General features: G+C 57.4%; 12 protein-coding genes. 4 read left to right on the top strand and 8 right to left on the bottom strand.

Annotated features, from left to right (window positions below):
• Nucleotides 1-217 precede the first annotated feature (217 nt).
• Nucleotides 218-1837: an FMN-binding glutamate synthase family protein gene (locus ACTWLJ_RS12935; protein ID WP_445181079.1), complete on the top strand. Its 1620-nt coding sequence runs from the start codon at nt 218-220 to the stop codon at nt 1835-1837.
• A gap of 36 nt (nt 1838-1873) precedes the next feature.
• Here the strand turns inward: ACTWLJ_RS12935 and ACTWLJ_RS12930 are convergent, their stop codons facing one another.
• The 3 genes from ACTWLJ_RS12930 to ACTWLJ_RS12920 all read right to left on the bottom strand — a co-directional run bounded on the left by ACTWLJ_RS12930 (nt 1874) and on the right by ACTWLJ_RS12920 (nt 5448).
• Nucleotides 1874-2236, bottom strand: a complete 363-nt coding sequence (locus ACTWLJ_RS12930; protein WP_445181078.1) for a GtrA family protein — start codon at nt 2234-2236, stop codon at nt 1874-1876.
• Between the two features lie 127 nt (nt 2237-2363).
• On the bottom strand, nt 2364-3869 hold the full coding sequence (locus ACTWLJ_RS12925; protein WP_445181077.1) for a glucosyltransferase domain-containing protein: 1506 nt from the start codon (nt 3867-3869) through the stop codon (nt 2364-2366).
• Between the two features lie 157 nt (nt 3870-4026).
• Nucleotides 4027-5448: an amino acid permease gene (locus ACTWLJ_RS12920; protein ID WP_445181076.1), complete on the bottom strand. Its 1422-nt coding sequence runs from the start codon at nt 5446-5448 to the stop codon at nt 4027-4029.
• A 624-nt stretch (nt 5449-6072) separates the two neighbouring features.
• On the opposite strand from ACTWLJ_RS12920, the gene ACTWLJ_RS12915 reads away from it, so the two are divergent.
• From ACTWLJ_RS12915 to ACTWLJ_RS12905, 3 genes are all read left to right on the top strand, one after another.
• On the top strand, nt 6073-6531 hold the full coding sequence (locus tag ACTWLJ_RS12915) for an REP-associated tyrosine transposase (protein WP_445181351.1): 459 nt from the start codon (nt 6073-6075) through the stop codon (nt 6529-6531).
• Nucleotides 6532-6670: 139 nt separating this feature from the next.
• The gene (locus ACTWLJ_RS12910) at nt 6671-9784 is read left to right on the top strand and encodes a transglycosylase domain-containing protein (RefSeq protein ID WP_445181075.1); all 3114 of its coding nucleotides are present in this window, start codon (nt 6671-6673) and stop codon (nt 9782-9784) included.
• A gap of 171 nt (nt 9785-9955) precedes the next feature.
• Entirely contained in the window at nt 9956-14638 is a 4683-nt protein-coding gene (locus ACTWLJ_RS12905) for a dermonecrotic toxin domain-containing protein (protein WP_445181074.1), read from the top strand.
• A gap of 56 nt (nt 14639-14694) precedes the next feature.
• Here the strand turns inward: ACTWLJ_RS12905 and ACTWLJ_RS12900 are convergent, their stop codons facing one another.
• The 5 genes from ACTWLJ_RS12900 to ACTWLJ_RS12880 all read right to left on the bottom strand — a co-directional run bounded on the left by ACTWLJ_RS12900 (nt 14695) and on the right by ACTWLJ_RS12880 (nt 21193).
• The gene (locus ACTWLJ_RS12900; protein WP_445181073.1) at nt 14695-15957 is read right to left on the bottom strand and encodes a hypothetical protein; all 1263 of its coding nucleotides are present in this window, start codon (nt 15955-15957) and stop codon (nt 14695-14697) included.
• Nucleotides 15958-16049: 92 nt separating this feature from the next.
• Nucleotides 16050-16544: a CS1 type fimbrial major subunit gene (locus ACTWLJ_RS12895; RefSeq protein ID WP_445181072.1), complete on the bottom strand. Its 495-nt coding sequence runs from the start codon at nt 16542-16544 to the stop codon at nt 16050-16052.
• 32 nt (nt 16545-16576) lie between these two features.
• Entirely contained in the window at nt 16577-17320 is a 744-nt protein-coding gene (locus ACTWLJ_RS12890; protein ID WP_445181071.1) for a molecular chaperone, read from the bottom strand.
• Nucleotides 17321-17379: 59 nt separating this feature from the next.
• On the bottom strand, nt 17380-18600 hold the full coding sequence (locus ACTWLJ_RS12885) for a hypothetical protein (RefSeq protein ID WP_445181070.1): 1221 nt from the start codon (nt 18598-18600) through the stop codon (nt 17380-17382).
• Nucleotides 18601-18670: 70 nt separating this feature from the next.
• The gene (locus ACTWLJ_RS12880; protein WP_445181069.1) at nt 18671-21193 is read right to left on the bottom strand and encodes a CS1-pili formation C-terminal domain-containing protein; all 2523 of its coding nucleotides are present in this window, start codon (nt 21191-21193) and stop codon (nt 18671-18673) included.
• Nucleotides 21194-21216 lie beyond the last annotated feature (23 nt).

Genomic DNA, 21216 nt, shown 5'->3' with positions numbered 1-21216 from the left:
GCACTGAAACACTTTCTGCGGGAGCAGATTTCCGTGGCGAGGGGATTTATCCCCGTTGGGTGGCAAAGCCGCCCCGAAACCGGCAACTGCGGTGCAGCAGATACACCGAGTTCAATGGTTTGGCGACTGCTTCGCAGCCGAACGGGGATAAATCCCCTCGCCACAAAAGCCCGCTCCACAGCGCTGCAAACATCCGAGTCCGAACCAGGGAAACCGTATGAGCCTGTCACTCCTGAGCCGCTACGCCTTCTTTGCCGTCTGCGTGATTTTCACCCTCGCCAGCCTGCCCTTTCTTGAACACGACTGGCTCTGGCCGATCACCGCCGTCACCGGCGTCCTGAGCCTGCTGGGTATCTTCGATCTGCTGCAGAGCCCGCACGCGGTGCGCCGCAATTACCCGATCCTCGGCAACATCCGCTACCTCGTCGAAGGCATCCGCCCGGAAATCCGCCAGTACCTGCTGGAATCCGACAGCGACGCCCTGCCCTTCTCCCGTGCCCAGCGTTCGCTGGTGTATTCGCGAGCGAAGAACGAAAGCGCCGACAAACCGTTCGGCACGCTGATCGATGTCTATCAATCCGGATTCGAATTCATCGGTCACTCGATGCGCCCGGCGCCATTGACTGACCCGAACAGTTTCCGCGTCACCGTCGGTGGCCCGCAGTGCACCCAGCCGTACTCGGCGTCGGTGTTCAATATCTCGGCGATGAGCTTCGGTTCGCTCAGCGCCAACGCCATTCGTGCACTGAACCAAGGCGCGAAACTCGGCAACTTCGCCCACGACACTGGCGAAGGCAGCATCAGCCCGTATCACCGCGAGAACGGCGGCGACCTGACCTGGGAACTGGGCAGCGGCTACTTCGGTTGCCGCACCAGCGACGGCCGTTTCGACCCGGAACGCTTCGCCGCGCAGGCGCAAACCCCACAAGTGCGGATGATCGAAATCAAGATGAGCCAGGGCGCCAAACCCGGCCACGGCGGGATTCTGCCCAAGCACAAAGTCACCAAAGAAATCGCCGAGACTCGCGGCATCATGATGGGCGAAGACTGCATCTCGCCGTCACGCCACAGCGCGTTTTCCACGCCGATTGAAATGATGCAGTTCATCCAGCAACTGCGCGAACTGTCCGGCGGCAAACCGGTGGGCTTCAAATTCTGCCTCGGCCATCCGTGGGAGTTCATGGGCATCGCCAAAGCCATGCTGGAAACCGGCATCCTCCCAGACTTCATCGTGGTCGACGGCAAGGAAGGTGGCACCGGCGCAGCACCGGTCGAGTTCACCGACCATATCGGCGTACCACTGCGCGAAGGCCTGCTGTTCGTCCACAACACTCTGGTCGGCCTGAATCTGCGCGACAAGATCAAACTCGGCGCCAGCGGCAAGATCGTCAGTGCCTTCGACATCGCCAGTGTGCTGGCCATCGGCGCCGACTGGGCCAACTCGGCACGCGGCTTCATGTTCGCCATCGGCTGCATCCAGTCGCAAAGCTGCCACACCAACAAATGCCCGACTGGCGTCGCCACTCAGGACGCTTTACGCCAACGTGCGCTGGTGGTGCCGGACAAGGCGCAGCGGGTGTTCAACTTCCACCGCAACACGTTGAAAGCGCTGGCCGAGATGCTCGCCGCTGCCGGTCTTGAACACCCATCGCAACTGTCGGCCAAGCATCTGGTGCGGCGCATGTCGGCGACCGAGATCAAACTGTTCTCGGAGTTGCATGTGTTCCTGAAACCGGGTGAATTACTCACTGGCGAAGTAAACGGCGCGTTCTATTCGCGGATGTGGCAGATGGCTCGGGCCGATAGTTTTGAGCCGCAGGATGTGGCGGCTGCATAAAAGTGAACGCGTCAGTCTGCTCCGCAGGCTGACGCCTCAAACCAAGCGTTCGCGAAACAGCACAAAGCGAAAAAAGCCGTAACCCAACGAAAGATTCAATGCCGAAAACACTGCCACGGTTACCAGCCCGGGCAAGTTATGTGCATCGGCGAACGAGCCCACGCCAAAACTCAATCCGCCCATCAGGCAGATGAACAGCAAATACGCCGATACCGAAGTTCGAGCCTCGAAGGTGTACAACGCATTCACATAAAACGAAAACGTCGCCGCCACGCAAAACGCAGCAAAGTTACTGGCTGCCTGCTTGAGTCCGACTGCGCTGCACAGCACGAAAAAAATCTGCCAATGAATCAGGCCATCGGCGATTCCGATTACCGCCAGCGCGGGAATTCCCTTCATCGCGGACCCTGCCCTTTATCAACTTAGCGGACCTCAAAACTAGGGCATTGCGAAAGCCCGGTCTACTGTCAACAATTACAGGTAAACGGTTGATTTCGACGAACGGTCATTCGTATAAGCAAAGGATTTACCAGTGCAATGATCTGATCTTCGGTGGCTCCTTGATCACGATAAAAGCGTAATCGCCGAGCAGAATTATTCGATAAAACTGGCTCTCCACCAGCGGTGGATAACCCAGATAGCCGACGTGCGTAGCGTTACGCCGCTCTCGCTCGGCAACCACGTTGCTGATGCCTGCACCCGGCAGATTTTCCGCGAGCATGTAGTAGTCGATATTGAGCAGATAAGGCAGAACCGGCAGCCGTTTGAATGAGCCGGCAGCGCCGATCAGCCAGTGATCGGAATACCCTATAGAAAGATAAATCCGCTTGGCTTCGCGCAGTTCACGATGGCCGCCGATGTCGCGGCTCAGGCTGTACAGCGCGGCGCTGGCAAAGGTTTTTTGCAGGCTCAGCACTCGACCATAAGCAAAGGACAGCGAGAGGGTCGCCAGCAGCGGAATGATCAACAGCAATGGCAATCGGCGGTGACCGGACGCCAAGGCCTGATACGCGAGATAGAACAGCGCCAGCAGCAGCACGCCAAAACCCATCAACGTGCGTGCACCTTCATTGAAGTTTTCAAACAGCAGAGTGATGCCCGGCACCAGCAGCACCAGCAGTAGCACTATCAATAGGCAAATCAGGCCCGGAACTGCGCTTTTCCTTTGCCGCACAGGCTGCCCGATAACCTGCTTGCTCAGTTGCGCACCACCAACCAGCGCACACAACACCAACCCGGCGAATACCCACGCATATCCGCCATGCAGCAACAGCGTGACCTTTTCCAGTACACGCCCGAGACTGATGCCGATTTGCAGCAACGGATCGGCGTTCCAGTTCAACATCTCGCCGCGCCCGGACTCCATGAACGGATAGGCAGTGACACAGTAAATCAGCAGCCCCAGCAACAGTTGCGCGAACTTCGCTCCAAGCAATTCACCGACCTGTGACCAAGACGTCCGCCACTGAATCGCCCTGAGCAATTCCACCGCGCACAAGCCGAGAAACACATTGAGGCTGATCTGATACAGCCCGATAGCCAGCGCCAGCAGCAACGCTGGAACCAGCCATCGTTGCGCTCGGGTTGAACCGTTGAAGGTAATTGCGTAGATCACCGCGACCAGGCTCAGCGCCATGATCGGGCCGTCATATTGATAGGACAGGTTCTGCAGCAGGAACGGGTTGTACCAGAGTGGCAACGGCACCAGACAGCAACTCAGCGTCGGTTCCGGGAAGTAGTGAAAGGTCAGGCGCGTAAGTGCCAGGCTCATGGCCAATGTGGCCAGCAACAGTGGCAATGGAAAGATGTTCGGCGCGGCGCCGGTGAAGGTCAGGGCTTCATACAGCCAATCGGCAAACAGCCGCCCCTGCCCGGCCCAGGCATTACCGGCGGCGAGCGTGCGCCAGTTGTCGTCGATGTAAGGGAAGTCGGCGAGGATCAACGGCAGGATGTACAACATCGTGGCGCACAGGAAGAACAGCACGACCTGCCGACGGCCGAGTTCACGAACGAGAAAATCGCTCATCCTCATACCTGCGCCCCTGTGCGCTGGATTCAACTATTCATGAACGTTGGAACATGACACTGCGCCTGAAATCGATTCGCGGTGGTCTTTCTGACAAGTGGCTCAAAAACAAAAAAGCCCCGGCCAAATGACCGGGGCTTTCTGGTGTTTCAGGCATTACATCTTACGAAGCCGAACGCACCGCACCTTGCGACACATTGGTCGGTTGCAGCTTGAACACGTAGAACAACACTGTCAGCAGCACCAGAAATGCCGGGCCGACATACAGCGCCACGCGGGTGTCCGGGAAGTAGGCCATCAGGCCGACTACCAGCACCAAAAACGCCAGCGCCAGATACGAACTGACCGGGTACAGCCACATCTTGTACTTCAGGCCGGCACGCTCGCTGGCGCTCAGGCCTTTGCGGAATTTCAGTTGCGCCAGCAGGATCATTACCCAGGTCCAGATCGCGCCGAAGGTGGCAATCGCGGTGACCCAGACGAAGACTTTTTCCGGAACCATGTAGTTCAGCAACACGCCCAGCAACAGCACGAAAATCGACAGCAGCAGCGCCCGACGCGGCACGCCATTGTTCGAGGTCTTGGCGAAACCGGCCGGGGCCTGGCCGTTCTGCGCCAGGCTGTAGAGCATGCGCCCGGTGCTGAAGATGCCGCCGTTGCAGGACGACAGCGCAGCGGTGATCACCACGAAGTTGATGATGCCGGCGGCGGTCTTGATCCCCAGACGTTCGAAGGTCATCACGAACGGACTGCCCTGAGTGCCGATTTCGTTCCACGGGTAGATCGACAGGATCACGAACAGCGCGCCGACATAGAACAGCAGAATCCGCCAGAACACCGAGCCGATCGCGTTGGGAATGGTCTTCTGCGGGTTCTTCGCTTCACCGGCAGTCAGGCCGATCATCTCGACGCCGAGGTAGGCGAACATCACCATTTGCAGCGACATCAACACGCCCTGCACGCCATTCGGCATGAAGCCGCCATGCGTCCACAGGTTGGAAATCCCCAGCGCCACGCCGTCATTACCGAAGCCGAACGCGATGATGCCGATGCCGCCAAGCACCATGGCGATGATCGTGACGATCTTGATCAGGGCGAACCAGAATTCGAACTCACCGAAGGCCTTTACCGCGATCAGGTTGATCGAACCCATGCTGATCAGCGCCGCGAGGGCCCAGATCCAGCGCGGTACATCGGGGAACCAGATGCCCATGTACACGGCGACGGCGGTGATTTCCGCGACGCAGGTCACCAGCCACAGGAACCAGTAATTCCAGCCGGTGAGAAAACCCGCCAACGGGCCGAGGTAGTCTTGAGCGTAGCGGCTGAAGGAGCCGGCCACCGGGTTGTGCACTGCCATTTCGCCGAGGGCGCGCATGATCACCAGGATCGCCAGACCGCCGATGATGTAGGACAGCATGATCGCCGGGCCGGCCATTTCGATGGCCTTGGCCGAACCGAGAAACAGACCGACGCCGATACAGGCACCGAGCGCCATCAAGCGAATATGCCGTTCGCCGAGTTCGCGTTTGAGCGGACCGCCCTGAGCGGTTTCGCCGTGAGGCAGGTGATTGCCGACTGGCATAGGGGTACAACCTCGTCTTGTTATTGGATATGACCACCGAGTGTCGAAGCGTTGGCCGATAGGCCGCGACTTCCCGAAACCGCGCCTGCTTCGTGGGCAAACGCGTCTGGCAGGACAACTCCTGCGAGATCAGCGGGGCGTGCAGTATAAAAACGTTCCGACAGGATTTTTCACTCTATAAGCCACAACATTCAGCGGTAAATCGCGGTAAAACCGCGGTTTACGGAGAGGCATTACCTGATTCCCGCAAGAATACTTCCCCCCGAAAAGGCCGCGGAGTATTGCACAGCAATGGTGCACCGTCATGCCCCTGCGTTGGTGGTATTACCGCACTGACAGCTCTGCCTCGGGCCTGCGCGGCATCCGCTCGCACAAGAGATAACCTGTGGCGAGGGGATTTATCCCCGTTCGGCTGCGTAGCAGTCGCAAACCAGTAAAACGCGATTTACCTGGAGAAACTTGCTGGCAGGTTTCGGGGCCGCTTCGCTGCCCAACGGGGATAAATCCCCTCGCCACAAGGACTTCCGCAAATTCGGAAAATTCACTCAACAGTTACAGAACCGAAGTTTTTCAGTGGGTACTAGCCTTGTTATGACGATGATTATCGAATGCAAGGAAGCGAACGTGCCAGTCCAACCCAACTCCCACCGTTTACGTCTAAACCGATATTCAGAGCCGGGCCGAGCCTACTTAATCACCTCAGTGGTTCACAAACGCCAACCGGTATTTTCTGATTGGCAAACAGGCCGATTATTAGCCTCGCAACTTCGTCAGGCCCACGAACAAGGTCTGGCAGAGTCAATCGCGTGGGTAGTGATGCCCGACCACTTTCATTGGTTGATGCAGTTACGGGCGGACAATCTTGGTGATGTAATAGGTTCAATCAAGGCACGTTGCACACAAGCGGTGAATAGAAAGACCGGTCGACGCGGTCCGTTGTGGCAAACCGGCTACCACGACCGGGCCATCCGTGACGGCGAGGACTTGAAACCATTCGCCCGCTACATCGTCGCCAACCCCTTGCGTGCAGGACTGGTGCAAAAGATTGGCGACTATCCACTCTGGGATGCCTGTTGGCTCTGAAGTTCACACTCCCCTGTGGTGGTTCCAGTTTTTTTCAGAAATGCCCCCCCCTAAACCCCGCACAATTTTTTCCCCCTCGCCATCCACCGTCTAAGCTTCACTCAAGTCCGATCAATCTGCGTGAATGGATCAATCGACTATGGGCGCTTTGTGGCAGACAGATTCGAGTAAAGCCGTGGTTCCGACTGAACGTGAGGATGAAGCGCCTGTCCCTGAAAAACCACGCCGTAACCGGCATGGGTGGAAGGCTTTCTTTTTGTTGTTGCTGATTATCGGGATCGTCGTCGGGCTGGCGGCGAGCAAGGAGATGCGCACCTCACGTTTTCAGTCCCGTGAGCTCAGCCAGTACGCGGCGTCGCTCAAATATCAGTTGGAGCCAGGTCCCAGCGAGGCGATTCGCTATCCGGGCAATGGCCCGTTCGACCTGCGTCTGGGCTACAGCTCTCTCGATGAATTCCTGCCGCGTCTGCTCAAGCGCGATTATGTGGTCACTGAGCAGACGCGTTTTTCCCCGGCATTGCTGAGCTATACCGGCAAAGGCCTGTTCGTGCCCTACCCGGAAAAAATTCAGGCCGGGCTGTCGATCACCGACTGCCGCGCCGCGCCGGTCTATCAGTACAACTATCCGCAACAACTCTATTCGAGTTTCGCCGCCATACCGCCATCGGTGGTCAATAGCCTGTTGTTCATCGAGAACCGCTTTTTGCTCGATCCCAAACAACCGCTCGCCAACCCGGCGGTGGACTGGCCGCGTTTCGGCATGGCCGCGTGGTCGCAAGTGGCAAAACTTCTGCACCTGCCGGGACAATCGGCCGGTGGCAGCACGTTGGCGACTCAACTTGAGAAATACCGCCACTCACCGGATGGCCTGACGGTCTCCGGCGCGGAGAAGATCCGCCAGATGATTTCTGCCAGCGTGCGCGCCTATCAGCCCGGCGCGCAGACTCTGGTTGCACGGCAAAACATCGTGCGCGACTACCTCAACAGCGTGCCGCTCTCCGCCGTGCCAGGGCATGGCGAAGTGCACGGCATGGCCGAAGGTTTACGGGTCTGGTACGGCAGTGATTTCAACAAGGCCAACGAACAGCTGAACAGCCCCGCCACCGACCCGAAGACCATGGCCGACAAAGGTCTGGCCCTGCGCGAAATGCTCTCGCTGATGATTGCCCAGCGCCGACCTTCGCACTACTTGAACAAGGGTCGCGAAGAACTCGCCGACCTCACCGACAGCCACCTGCGTCTGCTCAAACAGAACGAGGTGATCGACAACGGGCTGGCCGACGCCGCGCTCGCCGCCAAGGTCAGCTATCGCGACTGGCAGACCCAGCCGACCATCCAGCCGATTGAAACCAACAAAGGCATCAGCGCCGCCCGCAGTCGGTTGGCGTCGATGCTCAATCGTCCGCTCTACGACCTCGATCGCCTTGACCTCTCGGCCACCAGCACCTTGCAAACCGAACTGCAAACCCAGGCCACGGAGTACCTGAAAAAACTCGCCGACCCGGCCTTCGCCGCGCAAATCGGCTTGCTCGGCGAACGCCTGCTCACGCCCACCAGCACCACTCAAGTGCGTTACAGTTTTACCTTGTTTGAGCTGACCCCGGACGGCTCGCGGGTGCGGGTACAGACCGACAGCACCGACCAGCCGTTCGACATCAACGAGGGCAGCAAACTCGAACTCGGCTCGACCGCAAAAATGCGCGTACTCACCACTTACCTGCAAATCATTTCCGAACTGCATGACAAGTACGGCGGCATGTCTGTACCCGAGCTGAAGAAGGTCGATGTACCCGAGCAGGATCGTCTCAGCCGCTGGGTCGTCGACTACCTGATCCAGAACAAGGATCGCAGCCTGCAACCGATGCTCGGCGCCGCCCTCGACCGCAAATACTCGGCCAGTCCCGGCGAGGCGTTCTTTACCGGTGGCGGCTTGCACGTGTTCCACAACTTCCGCAACGAGGACAACGGCCGCATTCCGACGCTGCGCGATGCCCTGCGCGAATCGATCAACCTGCCGTTCATTCGGCTGATGCGCGACATCGTGCGCTACACCACCTACTCCGGCCCCAACAGCAGCGCCGAGTTACTCAAGGACGACCGCGACCCACGGCGCCAGGAATACCTGGCGAATTTCGCCGACCGCGAAGGCACTTCATTCCTGCTCAAGTTCTGGAAGAAGTACAAAAACAAGGACACTCAGGCACGTCTGGAAACCTTCCTCGACAGCATGCGTCCGACGCCGATCCGCATGGCCGCCGTACACCGCTATCTGTTGCCGGATGCCAGTCAGGAAGATTTCAACACCTTCGTCCGCGCGCACCTCAAAGGCGCCAAACTCACCGAAAAACTCACCGATGATCGGCTGATCCGCCTCTATGACAGCTACGGCCCGGGCAGCTATGACTTGCCGGATCAGGGCTTCATCGCCAAGGTTCACCCGCTGGATCTGTGGCTGATGGGCTATTTGCTGCACAACCCGGACGCGACATTCAGCCAGATCGTCAAAGCCAGCCAGTTCGAGCGTCAGGAAGTCTACAGCTGGCTGTTCAAGAGCAAACACAAGGGCGCCCGCGATAGCCGCATTCGCACCATGCTGGAGATCGAGGCGTTCCTGGAGATTCACCAGCGCTGGCAGAAAGTCGGTTATCCGTTCGATCACCTGGTGCCGTCGCTGGCCACTGCTATCGGCAGCTCCGGCGACCGCCCCGCTGCACTCGCCGAGCTGATCGGCACCATCCTCAACGACGGCGTGCGCATGCCAACCCTGCGTATCGACAGCCTGCACTTTGCTGCCGGTACGCCCTACGAAACCAGACTGACCAACGACCCGCATGTCGGCAAACGAGTGATGCCTTCGGAAGTTGCCACGGCCATGCGTGAAGCCCTTTCGCAAGTGGTGGACTCCGGCACCGCGAAACGTGTTTCCGGCAGTTTCAAGACGGCTGACGGCACTCCGCTGGTCATGGGCGGCAAGACCGGCACCGGCGACAACCGCATCGAAGCCTTCGGGACCGGCGGGCGGATTCTCAGTTCGAAGTCGATCAACCGTACGGCGACATTCGTGTTCTACATCGGCGACAGCCATTTCGGCACGCTGACGGCGTTCGTCCCCGGGCGCTCGGCGGAAAACTTCAAATTCACCTCAGCGCTGCCAGTGCAAGTGCTCAAGGGCATGGCACCGATCCTCTCGCCGTATCTGCAACCTGGCACTCACACCATGTGTCAGCCCGGCGTGACGACAGCAGGCCGCTGATCGAGGATCAACAGTCGAGCATGATGTGGTGGTAGTTATATATTTTTTACTCTTTGATTTTCGGGTGTTCGAGCCAGGACAGCAGGTATTTCAAACCAATCTTTGAGCTTTTTTTGCTCATGACCGATAGCTAGTCTGATCGTTCCACTGTTGATCACGGACGATCAAGCTATGCCCATTCTCCCCCTGACGCGTAACCGCGCAGACGATCAGGCACCACCCGCCTCTACAGGTAAAAGCGTCCACTATGAGAGGGTCAAAACGGCGATCCCTGCGTGGTTGCTGAAAACATCAGTACGGCGCGTCGAGGCATTGAAGACCATCACGCTGGCAATGCCTGACTGGTACCGAAATGCTTCTGCCAATACGCATCGGCCCCTGAAAAACACGATCAAACTGGCCTGGAATGCTCAGAATGGCGTCGATAAAGCCCTGACTAATCTGCAAGATCTTCAGGCCTTCGCCAAACCTTTGCTACAGCAAGCCTTGAAGGACCGCTTCGATGTCGATGAGGACGTAGAGCAAATCTGGCTGCGTCTGTACGCCCCGGCCGATACATCCTGGTGGGTGCATGACTTTGCATCTGGCACACAGAGCCGAACCGTATCCCTGCTCGATGCCGCGCTGCACAATTTTTCCAGCGGCGAAACCTTCACCACAGACTCCGAGTTCATTACCCGGCCCGACGCCCGCGGCCATTTCGCGATAAAACACCTCAAGCACAAAATCAGCATCGAGCAATACAAATCCCTGTGTCGCGAACTGAACATCGGTGCCCGATACGCGCAGCACCTTAAGGAGTTTTTGCTTTCGCCTGACAGGGTGGTCAGCAACGTCTTGCGCCACAAGGTCGTACTCAGCCAGAAGTCCGCACTCAGTGTTGCGGCACACATGGCTCTGATGAAAAAAGACCTTAGCCAGGACGCCTATGACGTGGTGCAGGGGATACTTGAAGACCGCGCACAGCTGAAATGGAATGGCCAGCCTGTGGGCTACTACAACCTGGTCATGATGGATGCACGCCTGAGCGGCATTATCGTGATAGCCGCCGGCACTTTCTCCAGCGGCGTCCCCGTTCCCCTGATCGTGTACGTCCCCCACGATCCGGAGCATCCGCTCAAACAATATCCATCGTCGCTGGAATTCATGGATGAACTGACGCGGCAACTGCGCGACACGCAATCAGCCACACGCTACCAACAGTTCTTCAGTCAGTTTGTTGCCCATCAACAACGAGGGCATTTTTTTGCCGGGTTGAATGACCGTCTGAGCAAGGTCAAATGGCAACACACCACACCGGGGTCCGGCTTGCCCAACTGGCGAGAGGCACCATTGGACAACCCCAACTTGCAGTTCCACCTGGAAAACTTTCACGAAAGTCGCGAGATGCTCTTCAGCGGTGACCTGTGGGGCTACCTCTATCGACAGACGCTGAACAAGATTCTCAACGACGCACGGGAAATTGCCATTTCCACCGAGTACGCCGACCGCATGGCTCGTTGGTCGTGGTGGGATAACCTGGAAAAGTTGCTCTCCGACATGCTCAATATAGCCCTGCTGGTGGTAACGCCGCTGGTTCCCGGGCTGGGCGAGCTGATGTTGGTGTACACCGCTTTGCAACTGACTGAAGAAGTGGTCGAGGGCGTTGTCGATCTTGCCGAAGACCGTTTGGCGGAGGCTGGTGAACAGGTACTCGGTGTGTTGGAAAGCGTCGTGCAATTGGCGGCATTCACCGCAGGTTCTACGCTGGGCAACGCAGCACGGGCGAAACTCTCGCCATTTTTCGAAAGACTCAAACCGGTTCAACTGGTGAATGGTCAAACGCGGTTATGGAATCCTGACCTCTCGCCCTACCATCAATCGTACACATTGCCTGGAGAGGCCAAACCGGATCGCCTGGGCATTTATCAGCACCGGGAAAAACAACTGCTGCCATTGAATGGCCAGTTGTTCGAGTTAAAACAAGATCCGCTCACCGGACAACACCGCATCCTGCATCCGGAGCGCCCCCGCGCCTATGCCCCCATGCTGCGGCACAACGCTCACGGTGCCTGGGTCTGCGAAACGGAAAACCCACGCCTGTGGGAAGGCTCGACCCTGATGCGACGCCTGGGCCATACAACCAAAGGCTTCAGTGATGCCCAACTGGAGCGAGTCCGGCAGATCAGCGGTACCGAGGATGCAGCTCTGCGCCGGATGCACTTAGAGAACAGTCCTCCCCCGCCGCTGCTGACCGATACCCTGCAACGCCTTGGTCTTGATGACGCGACAAGCGCACCCCGATCCGCCGAGATCATGCTGCTGTTCAGCGACTTTCCCGAACTGCCAGAAAGTATCGCGGAAAAAATCATGGCTGGCGCCACAGCCTCCGAACACCAACAAATCGCGCGACACAATCGTCTGCCACTGCGCCTGAAAAGCCAGGCACGGGAGCTTCAGTTCGAAACTCAAACGGTCCGTGCCGCCCAAGGCCTGTACCACGACTCATCAAACAGTATCGACACAGAACGGCTGATCCTGGGAACCTTGCGGATCAACAGTGATACCTTTGGTGATTTGCGAATTGAAATTCGTCAGATCGCCTTTGATGGCGATCTTCGTTGCGCGGCTGGGCGCGAGGACGCTCCGCGAGTTCGGGTGTTGATTCGAGACGAGTCAGGTAAATACCAGGTTCGTGATGAATCGAATCAACCTGTTCATGGGGCTGACAACCTTCTTGAAGCCCTTCTCAATGCCACCGAACACCATGGTCAAAACACCTTGGGTTACAAACCGGGCGACGCCGAATTTTTCCGCCAGTGGCTTATCGCCAAGTCCGCGCCGCCCAGAGAGCGCAGGAAAATTCTTGCAGCCCCGCCCATCCGGGCAGTGGCCCGACACGAGAACACATTTCTGGTGCGCGGTGCCTGCACCAGTCGCGGCGGAGAAACCCTGCATCAGCGCATTCAAGACCTGCACTCTGACTTCAGCGATGACGAGGTCGATGCGTTTGCCGAGGCCCTGATCGCAAAAGGGCAGCCTCTCAACGCCATCGAACAACGTGAGAGCGACCTCGATGAATTACGGGTGATCCTCAATCGCTGGGAGTTTCAGCACACGAACACCTGGGGACCCGGCAGCCTCGAGTTTCGTGACGGTGGCGGTCAACACATCGCAGAACGCCTGATCGATTGCTTCGAGCGAAAAAAAACCGGCCTCACCGGACGTATGAATCCGGACAGCTACGCACTGGATCTGTCCAGGGAGATGTCATCACTGGACTTGCAGGTCTGGTGGTCAAAACGCCCACCGGAACTGAACAGGTTTCTGGAAAAAATCATGGTTCTGAAACTCGATAAGGTCCGGTTTTCCAGTGAAGCGAATGGCTTGTTGAAAGACTTCCGGTACCTTCGCGAACTGAGTGCCAGAGGCTGCGAACTGACCGGCCTGCCTAAAAGTGTCGCCGCCATGCACCGACTGGAACGGCTGCAGTTAAGTGACAACACTATCGTGCTGGACGCATCCGCTGTCGTGGACTTGAAGAATCTGACCTATCTGGAAATACTCAGACTCGAGGGCAATCCTTTGGCGTGCTCGCCCGATATTGGCCGCATGCAGAGACTGAAAGTCGTCGCGTTGAAAAACACCGGGCTGACGACATGGCCAGAAGGCACATTGTCCAAAACCCGGCCACGCGGCTTTCTCCTGGACATGCGGGGAAATCCCGTCGACTTGATCCCGGAGGTTGTGCCCGGTTCACCGCAAGCCTGGGTCATCGCGCGTACCCGACTGGATGTCGACAGGCTGTCCGAACTGAATTTGGTGCGGTATCAGGAAATACGCCGTTCGCTGGGGTTGCCTCCCGAGTCAGCCACCCACGCCGACAGCGGAATTAACCTGAATTTCGGACTGGTCAGCCCGGAGTCCTGGACCGATGTACCCGGCTGGGGAGTAGAGCGGGTCAGCCAATGGTCGGAACTGACTGACGACCCTCTGTCATATGAATTCATACGCGTACTGATAGAGATACCAAACTCTGCTGACTATCAGCGCGGTGGCTCTGCCCGCAGGCAACTGGTGCAACGTGTCGTCCGTATGCTCGATGCCGTTTACCTCGATACCCAACTACGGGAAAAACTGTACACCATGGCCATCGCACCAGTGGATTGTGCCGATGCAGGGGCACAATTGTTCAACAGCATGGGCATCAATGTGCTCGCCTCCGAGGCCTATTCGTACTCCACCGATCCGGCACAGTTGCAAATCAAGCTGGTGACCCTGGCCAAAGGCGCCGCGCGACTGGACCTGGTCAATGAAATTGCCCGGGCCGATGTCACCAGCCGGCAAGGCAACCCGGACGATGTGGAAGTCTATCTGGCCTATCAGACAGGTCTGGCTGACCGGCTGGAATTGCCATGGCAATCTCAAGGCATGTTGTACAGGCCCGTATCGGGCGTCAGTGACAGCATGATCGATCAGGCCTATGAGACGGTGCTGACACTGAGCGAGGGTGATGGTCTGGTCAACAAAATGCTCGAGCAAAATTTTTGGGAGACCTACTTGAGCGAAACATATCCAATCCAGATTGAAGCGAACAAACAGCTCCAGCTGGACAAGTACGAAATGCTCGAAACATTGCGCGCCACCCAGCGTGAATGGCTCGAGTCAACGCGATTGCCGGAGGCTCGACGCACCGAACTGCGCGATCGACTGAAGGAACTGATGAATGATCTTCCCGTACCGGCGACAGTGGTCTTTGCCGATGCGCCCATCAGCGATGCGACTTTCGACCGACTGCTCGTGGACCTCGGTGACGAAGAAAAAGAACTTTCGAGACGTTTGACCCGTACAGCGTTGAGGCAGGCCAGGCAGTAGACGAAAGCAACCTGATGGCGGCTTCGGTTCCGCCATCAGGTTACCGATACAGACCGTTAGACTTCGGAATCCCAGATCACCGTGATGTTGCCGATATAGCGAGCGGCCTCCCCCGACTGGACGATCTGATTCACGTAAAAAGGCGACATTTCAAAGTGCAGCACGCCGGGTGCCCGGTCTACGTAAAAGCCGGGCTGAAACACCTGACGTTCCTGCCCCAGACCTATGCGTAATGGCTGGCGACTGACCGGCTGCCCCGCCAGATCCGTCAGCCCGCCAGGCAAGCTGACACTCACCTGCACCACCGCCGTACGCTGGGAAACCGGGTCGCGGATCATGCAGTTGAACAGTTGAATGATTTCGCATTCCAGGCTCATTCTGAAACGCGACGATGCCGAGATGTTGAACGTCTGGTCGCGGAACAATCGCACCGGTTTGCGCCCGGACTGCAGCCACGCAGGCCAGCCACTCGCCGGCACCAGTTTTACCTTGTCGCCACCGGGAGGAATGTCGACCTTGAGGGTGTGTTGCACGTCGAGATTGAAACTCAGGGTCAATGCCGAACTGCTAGGCAGCATGACATCACCAAAATCGAAATCACCGTTGGGTCCGACGGTATAGGTCAGTGAGCCCAGATAATGCCCCGATGACATTTTCAACGGGTTGGGTGTTTCCAACTCATAGGCAAAATCGAGATGCTGTAAACGCAACCAGGGCACATCGAACTTTGCTTGCTTTGCGCATACTGCTTCAGACGGTGTTTTCCAGAAAAAACCATAGGTGGTATTGGTGTACCAACCCACTCCGCTATAGAGGCACGGTAAGGGGCTGTTAACCCAACTCGATCCCCACAGAAGATTGTGCGCCCTGCGGTAATCGTCGGTACCACCGACCAGTTTCATCACATCCTCGGTCTCATAGCTGGAACCGATACCCGCAATTCGAACCCTGACGACCTCTGGTTCACCTGTCGTTTCATGATGAATGGCCAGCTCACGCCATTGCGCCGGTACTTTCAACATGGCGCCCTGACGCTCAGAGGCATGATTCGCCAGAATCGCCCCACTTGAATTGAATTGAATGGGCACTTGCAGACTGAACATCTGGTTGTCTGCGCACTGATCCGGATAGCTAGCGCAATAACCACCGGGAGGCGTGGTGTTCTTGAACCTGTTCAGTTGCGGTCGCGCCGAGTCGGGTTTGAACAAGGCCGTGATCTCCACCTGCTCGGCCCGGGCTGGACAAGCAATCAACCCGACTATCAGTGCTTGCCATAACCATCGACGAGTTCCCGATTCGAAAGAACGTATGACGTTCATTTTTGCCTGCCTCCAGAAAACCCGTTCAAACTCGGGAGAGTCGATATCAATCCCTTGGCCTTGCGACCAGGCACCTCGCACATCATGCGCATTCAGGGTGCCGCCGCGTTGAAGACCAACTGCACGCTGCCGTAATAGTTGCCCGGTTTGTATCCGCCGACAGGTACTTTCGGCTCTATCTGCAGAGGGAAGCGTCCGCCCGCAGTAGCCTGTGCAACAGACACCACTTGTCGGGGCTGGGAACCGTGGCTCAGTTCTGTGCCGTTGAAGCTGACGCGCAAATAGATGTTCTGCTCGTCACGCCCGTTGGAAAGGTAGGGCTCCGCATCCAGCCGCGCTTCAATCGCGCTGGTGTCGTGTTTGACGTCGAAATTCTTGCGCAGCCCCTCCAGCGTGGAAGTGTTGATGTTCCAGGGTAAAGTCTGTTCCAGATGAATCCAGTTGGATTCGGCCGGTATTACGTAAAAGCCCAGGGTCGGAATATCCACCGACACCTGGAAGATGTGCTCTTCACGCGCACCGAAAGCCAGTGAACTCATCAGTGCCGTGATGCCTAACCACATGGCGATGGCCGATTGCTTGTTCATGTCAGTTACCTGTTGCCTCAAAAGACCGGCCATTAATTACTGGCGACACGCAGCGCTTTTTTGCTGGTGCCTTCAACCAGATTGAAGCGGTACTCGCGCCCGGTCTTTTTCTCGAACTCAAAGCTCTTGCCCGCCAGAATATGGTGCTTGGTGGTCGGCTCGCATTCGCTCTCGTTTTTCAGCGCACAGTTACGAAACTCGTCGATCACCACCACCGTGTTGCCGTTGTTGCGCAAGCGATAATGTTCGGGGCTGTTGTCGATCACGCTATCGAAACGCGCATTGCCCGGCCGTACAAAAAATACCGTGCCGAAGCCGGTCATGATGTTGACTCCAGCCGACAGCGTCTTTTTGTACTCCTCGCGTTCATTTCCGGACACGGCGAATTCATCTTCTTTTTCCGGCACCACCGGGATGAAGCGCACACGAAAATAACGCTCGGTGTCGCGACTGCCCATATGCAACAAACGTACACCCTGCATACCACTGGACGGCACGATCAATCGCGCCGGGCTGGCGATCAGGCCATCCCGGCCGCTGGCATCAGCCTGGGTTTTGACCGGAACTTCACTCGGTGTACCGTCGGCGTCGTAAACGATCTCCAGGATGTTGACCTTGACGAATGCCGTGCTGTCGCCGCTATTGAAAACGCGCTTGAGGTAAGTGCTCTTGTCGGCCTCCATATAGTCGTAGACAGTTCCGACATTGATTTGCGGCCCGGCCTGTATGCCGCAGGAAAAACCGATCAAACCCAACAGTGCCAACAGATGCTTCATACCCTTAAACCTCATGACATTGAACTCAACGCTGGCTCGAACACTCGATGCGCAGCCCATCACACTTCCGAATCCCAGATCACCGTGACATTGCCGGCATAAGGTCCGCCCACACCGGGCTGCAACATGAAGTCCACTTCCCCCTGCACAATCTCGAAGTGCAGAACGCCAGGTTTTTGATCCACATAGAAACCAGGCTGAATAATTTTCGCGCTGGCTTGCCCGGTCCGCAGTCGCTGACGCCTGACGGGCTCCCCGGCCAGATCATTCAAGCCATTTGGCAGGCTGACGCTGACCTGCAACTCAACCTGGCGCCTGCCAGCTGCGTTTTTGAGCACGCAATCGAAACTCACCCAGGCTTCGCACTCCATGTACATCTTGAATCGTGACGACGCCGAGATATGGAAGGTCTGGTCACGAAACAGCCGCACCGGCTTGCGCCCCGCATGCAGCCAGCTTTGCCAGCCACCGGCTGGAGCCAGTGTGATTTTTTCGCCACCGGGAGGGATGTCGACTTTCAGTTCATGCTCGACGTCGAGAAGGAAGTCCAGAACGATGACGTCGTCATTCGGAACCATGACGTCACCCAGATCAAAGTCCTGGTTTGGTCCCACGCGAAACACATGCTGCCCCGTGTATTGACCCGAGGCCATTGCCAAAGGGTTGGGGGTCACTAGCTCGTAGGTGATGTCGAACGTTTGATACTGAAAGGGCTGGGGAATGTTGAACATCGCTCTTTTTGCGCAGATGCCGGCCCCGAGAGGATGCCGCCAGAAACTGTTGAACCCGATGTCGTTCCCCGCGCCCCTCAACCCCACACAGGGCGGACCGGCATAACTCCAGATTGACCCTTCCCAGAGATGGTTGTGCCCGGCTCCGCCTGTCAACTCCGGTGCCGGCAGAGGTAACAAGTATGAAACCCCCATCCCGGCAACCCTGAACCTGACCTCATGCGGTGGAGCGGTGGGATGGGTAACCGTGATGGATTGCCACTGCGACGGCACAGCAAACATCGCCCCTTGACGCGGGTTGGTGTGGCCGCCCTGAATCGTCGCATTTGAGTCGGTGCGAATAGGCAGGCGGAGGCTGAACAAGTTCTCCGCCAGGCATTGGGGAGGGTTGTCCAGGCAAAAGCCACTGAGCGGCGTACGATTCTTGAACTCGTTGAATTGAGGGTTCGCCGGGTCTGGTTTGAACACCGCTTTGATTTCTTGAATGACGGCCTCGGCGGATAATGGCAACAACACCACCAACGCACCCAGGATGGCCAAGCCGCTCATCTTTGAGCGCGTTATTCCTGACATTTTTATCACTGAAACAATCCTCGAGGTCGTACAGGTTCGATGCCCATCATCCGGCCTTCTCGGTGTTGAAGCCGACATCGGCCAAGGTGTCTGGCGTGCACCGCAAATCACCAATCATCAGCACATTGTTTTCACTGCGATGCTTGTTCGTATCGAGCCGGAACTGACACAGCAGTTGATCGGCATAGCGCACTTGTAACGTCGGCGAACCCGCGCTCATTTCCATCGAGAAGAAGCCGTCGACCTCGCTCACACCGCGGCTGGCGTGATTGATCACGTGATGTCCCTTGAGCGGTCTTCCTTGCGAGTCGAGCAGACGTCCCAGCACGGTCATGGTTTTCATCACCCGCACCTTGCGGTAGTCGACGCCGCCCTTGTTCAAGTGATAGCGGGTACGCACCGGGTCGATGCTAGCTGCCGGGGGGTGGTTGCCTTCGAAATCGAAGCTCACCGAACTGTTTTTGTAGGCCGTGAGCGGAATGAAATTACGTCCCGTGCGCAAGGCAGAGCTACCTCCGCTCAGGTCGTCGGCACGCAGGGCGACACCTTCGATGTCTGACTCGACATCGACAATCATTCCCGCGCCGCGCCCCTGATGCTGACTGGTCAACACCAGGTGCTGACCTCCGACAGCCACCGTGCTGTCCAGATTGACGCCGCCGGTGAAGTTGCCATTGAAAGAGGACCGCTGAATAAACCCGTCGCCGTTGATCGCATCGGTACGAAAATTCGCCAGACTCGAAAGCCCCACGCCATAAGTGTCGGTAAGCGCCGTCATCGAGATGCTTTGCAAGACGTGATCCTGCAGATCCTTGCGGTAACCCAGCGAAGCATTGGTATCGCGACTGCCATCACGGGCAGTCCGCGAACCGATGCTCCCGGAAATCTGCTGCCCCGGCCCGCCCAGAGCCATATTTATACTCAAGTCGACTCCACGGTTTCGCGCATCGCCACTGCTGTAACTGCCCGGCCGGTCGAACAGTGACAAACGCCAATTGGCATCGCTGCCGAACACCACGGTGCGTTGCGTCCAGCCCAGATCCACACCAATACCTTCGACGTTACCGTCGCTGTGCGAAACCCGCGCGTTAAGCGAGCTTTTGCGGCTGAAGCGGTGGTTGAGCGCCATTGACGAGTTGCTCGTCTGGCCGGTGAACGTGTTGCGCTGACGCACGCGGGTACCGTCGGGCAGCGTATCGTAAGTGTTCCGGGTATCGAGCCAACTGCGGTTGTGGCTCACCACAAGGCTACCGGAACCATAGTTGTAAAGACCTTGCAGATCAGCGCCAGTACCGTGATTTTCAGTCTGGTACAGGTTGGCGAACAGGCTGGTGCTGTTGCCCAGACTCCAATCAACGGAACTGCCGAATTGAAGCGTGTCGCGCACCTGGCGTGCCGACAGACCCAGTACCACTCGTGGGTGCAACAGGTAGTTGACCGACGCACCGGCGGTGGTATCGCCCGTGTCTTGTTGATCCCAGTTACTAAGCAATTTGCTTTCCCGGCCGGCAAACAGGTTGTAACGCCAACGCTCATCATGGTTGCGCCAGTTGCTCGGTTTATAGATCAGTTCCTGAGTGGTCGAAGTGGTTTGGCCGTCTTCGATCAAGCGTACTTCGACCTCGTAAATACCACCGGGCAATGGTCGCGTATCCAGGGTTTGCAAACCGGCGGGCACCGCTTGGGTGTTGATCAGCAGGCCTTCTCGATAAATCTCCACAGAGCCCTGACGATTGGCCGTGACATAGATCGGGTAGACACTGGGTTTGGGACTGTCGATCGCCAGACTGTCCGAGCTGCCATACATGACCCCTACCGCCGTATCAGGGCTGACGCCGAACGAACGGGGCTGACGGGTCAGACCTTCGGAACCGGGCGTGAAATAACCGAGACGGAAAAAGCTGCCCTCCAGTTCACGCTGGGTATAGAGCTCGTGTACCGCGTGATAAAGCTGATCATCCGGCCCACCAAGACGGGCCAGTTGCATGTTCAACGTCTGGCTCCAGTTGCCCAGGCTTGCACTGGCTTCCAGACCGAAACGGCCGCCCAGGTTCTGATCCTGGCCGCCGTTGAGATTGAGTTGGTTGCGCACCATCAAACCGCTGCTCCCGCTGTCAGGTTGATCGTGGAACCGTTTGGCTTGGGTATCGCGTTCGGCATTCTCAGTGACGATCGATACCAATGAGTTTTCGAGGTTGTAGTGAATCGCCAGCATCTGCTCCGGGCATTGGCCGCTGCAGGTGCCCAGCGCTACGCCGGGCTTCAGAACACTGGCCCAGGTATCACGTTCGCCGGCACTGAAGTGGCTATCACTGGTGTCGGTGAAATCGAGCAGAGTTATTCGATCGTCTCGAGACAGTACGATCATCGCCTCTGCGAGCGGTTGTTGATCGAGTTCTATTCTGACGGCCAACGGAACATCAAAGAAATGCTCTTCGAACTCAGCCGGCAGACCTTTAGCCTGAGACAGCAAACTTCTAGGCGTATTCTCAATAGAAACAGGCGCCGCAAATGCACTGCTACATAACAGCAGCGCAAGCGCCGCCGCGATGGGCGTCATCGAAAACATGAACAAATTCTCTGATTACCGGA

It is taken from the genome of Pseudomonas sp. McL0111, assembly GCF_052567255.1.
This window is presented reverse-complemented; position numbering and strand designations above follow the sequence as displayed.

Bases quoted from the DNA above. Each gene is read 5' to 3' on its own strand.
- ACTWLJ_RS12930 (WP_445181078.1), bottom strand. From the start codon at position 2,236: ATGAAGGGAATTCCCGCGCTGGCGGTAATCGGAATCGCCGATGGCCTG.
- ACTWLJ_RS12925 (WP_445181077.1), bottom strand. From the start codon at position 3,869: ATGAGGATGAGCGATTTTCTCGTTCGTGAACTCGGCCGTCGGCAGGTC.
- ACTWLJ_RS12905 (WP_445181074.1), top strand. From the start codon at position 9,956: ATGCCCATTCTCCCCCTGACGCGTAACCGCGCAGACGATCAGGCACCA.
- ACTWLJ_RS12910 (WP_445181075.1), top strand. From the start codon at position 6,671: ATGGGCGCTTTGTGGCAGACAGATTCGAGTAAAGCCGTGGTTCCGACT.
- ACTWLJ_RS12895 (WP_445181072.1), bottom strand. From the start codon at position 16,544: ATGAACAAGCAATCGGCCATCGCCATGTGGTTAGGCATCACGGCACTG.
- ACTWLJ_RS12890 (WP_445181071.1), bottom strand. From the start codon at position 17,320: ATGAAGCATCTGTTGGCACTGTTGGGTTTGATCGGTTTTTCCTGCGGC.
- ACTWLJ_RS12880 (WP_445181069.1), bottom strand. From the start codon at position 21,193: ATGTTTTCGATGACGCCCATCGCGGCGGCGCTTGCGCTGCTGTTATGT.
- ACTWLJ_RS12935 (WP_445181079.1), top strand. From the start codon at position 218: ATGAGCCTGTCACTCCTGAGCCGCTACGCCTTCTTTGCCGTCTGCGTG.
- ACTWLJ_RS12920 (WP_445181076.1), bottom strand. From the start codon at position 5,448: ATGCCAGTCGGCAATCACCTGCCTCACGGCGAAACCGCTCAGGGCGGT.
- ACTWLJ_RS12900 (WP_445181073.1), bottom strand. From the start codon at position 15,957: ATGAACGTCATACGTTCTTTCGAATCGGGAACTCGTCGATGGTTATGG.
- ACTWLJ_RS12885 (WP_445181070.1), bottom strand. From the start codon at position 18,600: ATGAGCGGCTTGGCCATCCTGGGTGCGTTGGTGGTGTTGTTGCCATTA.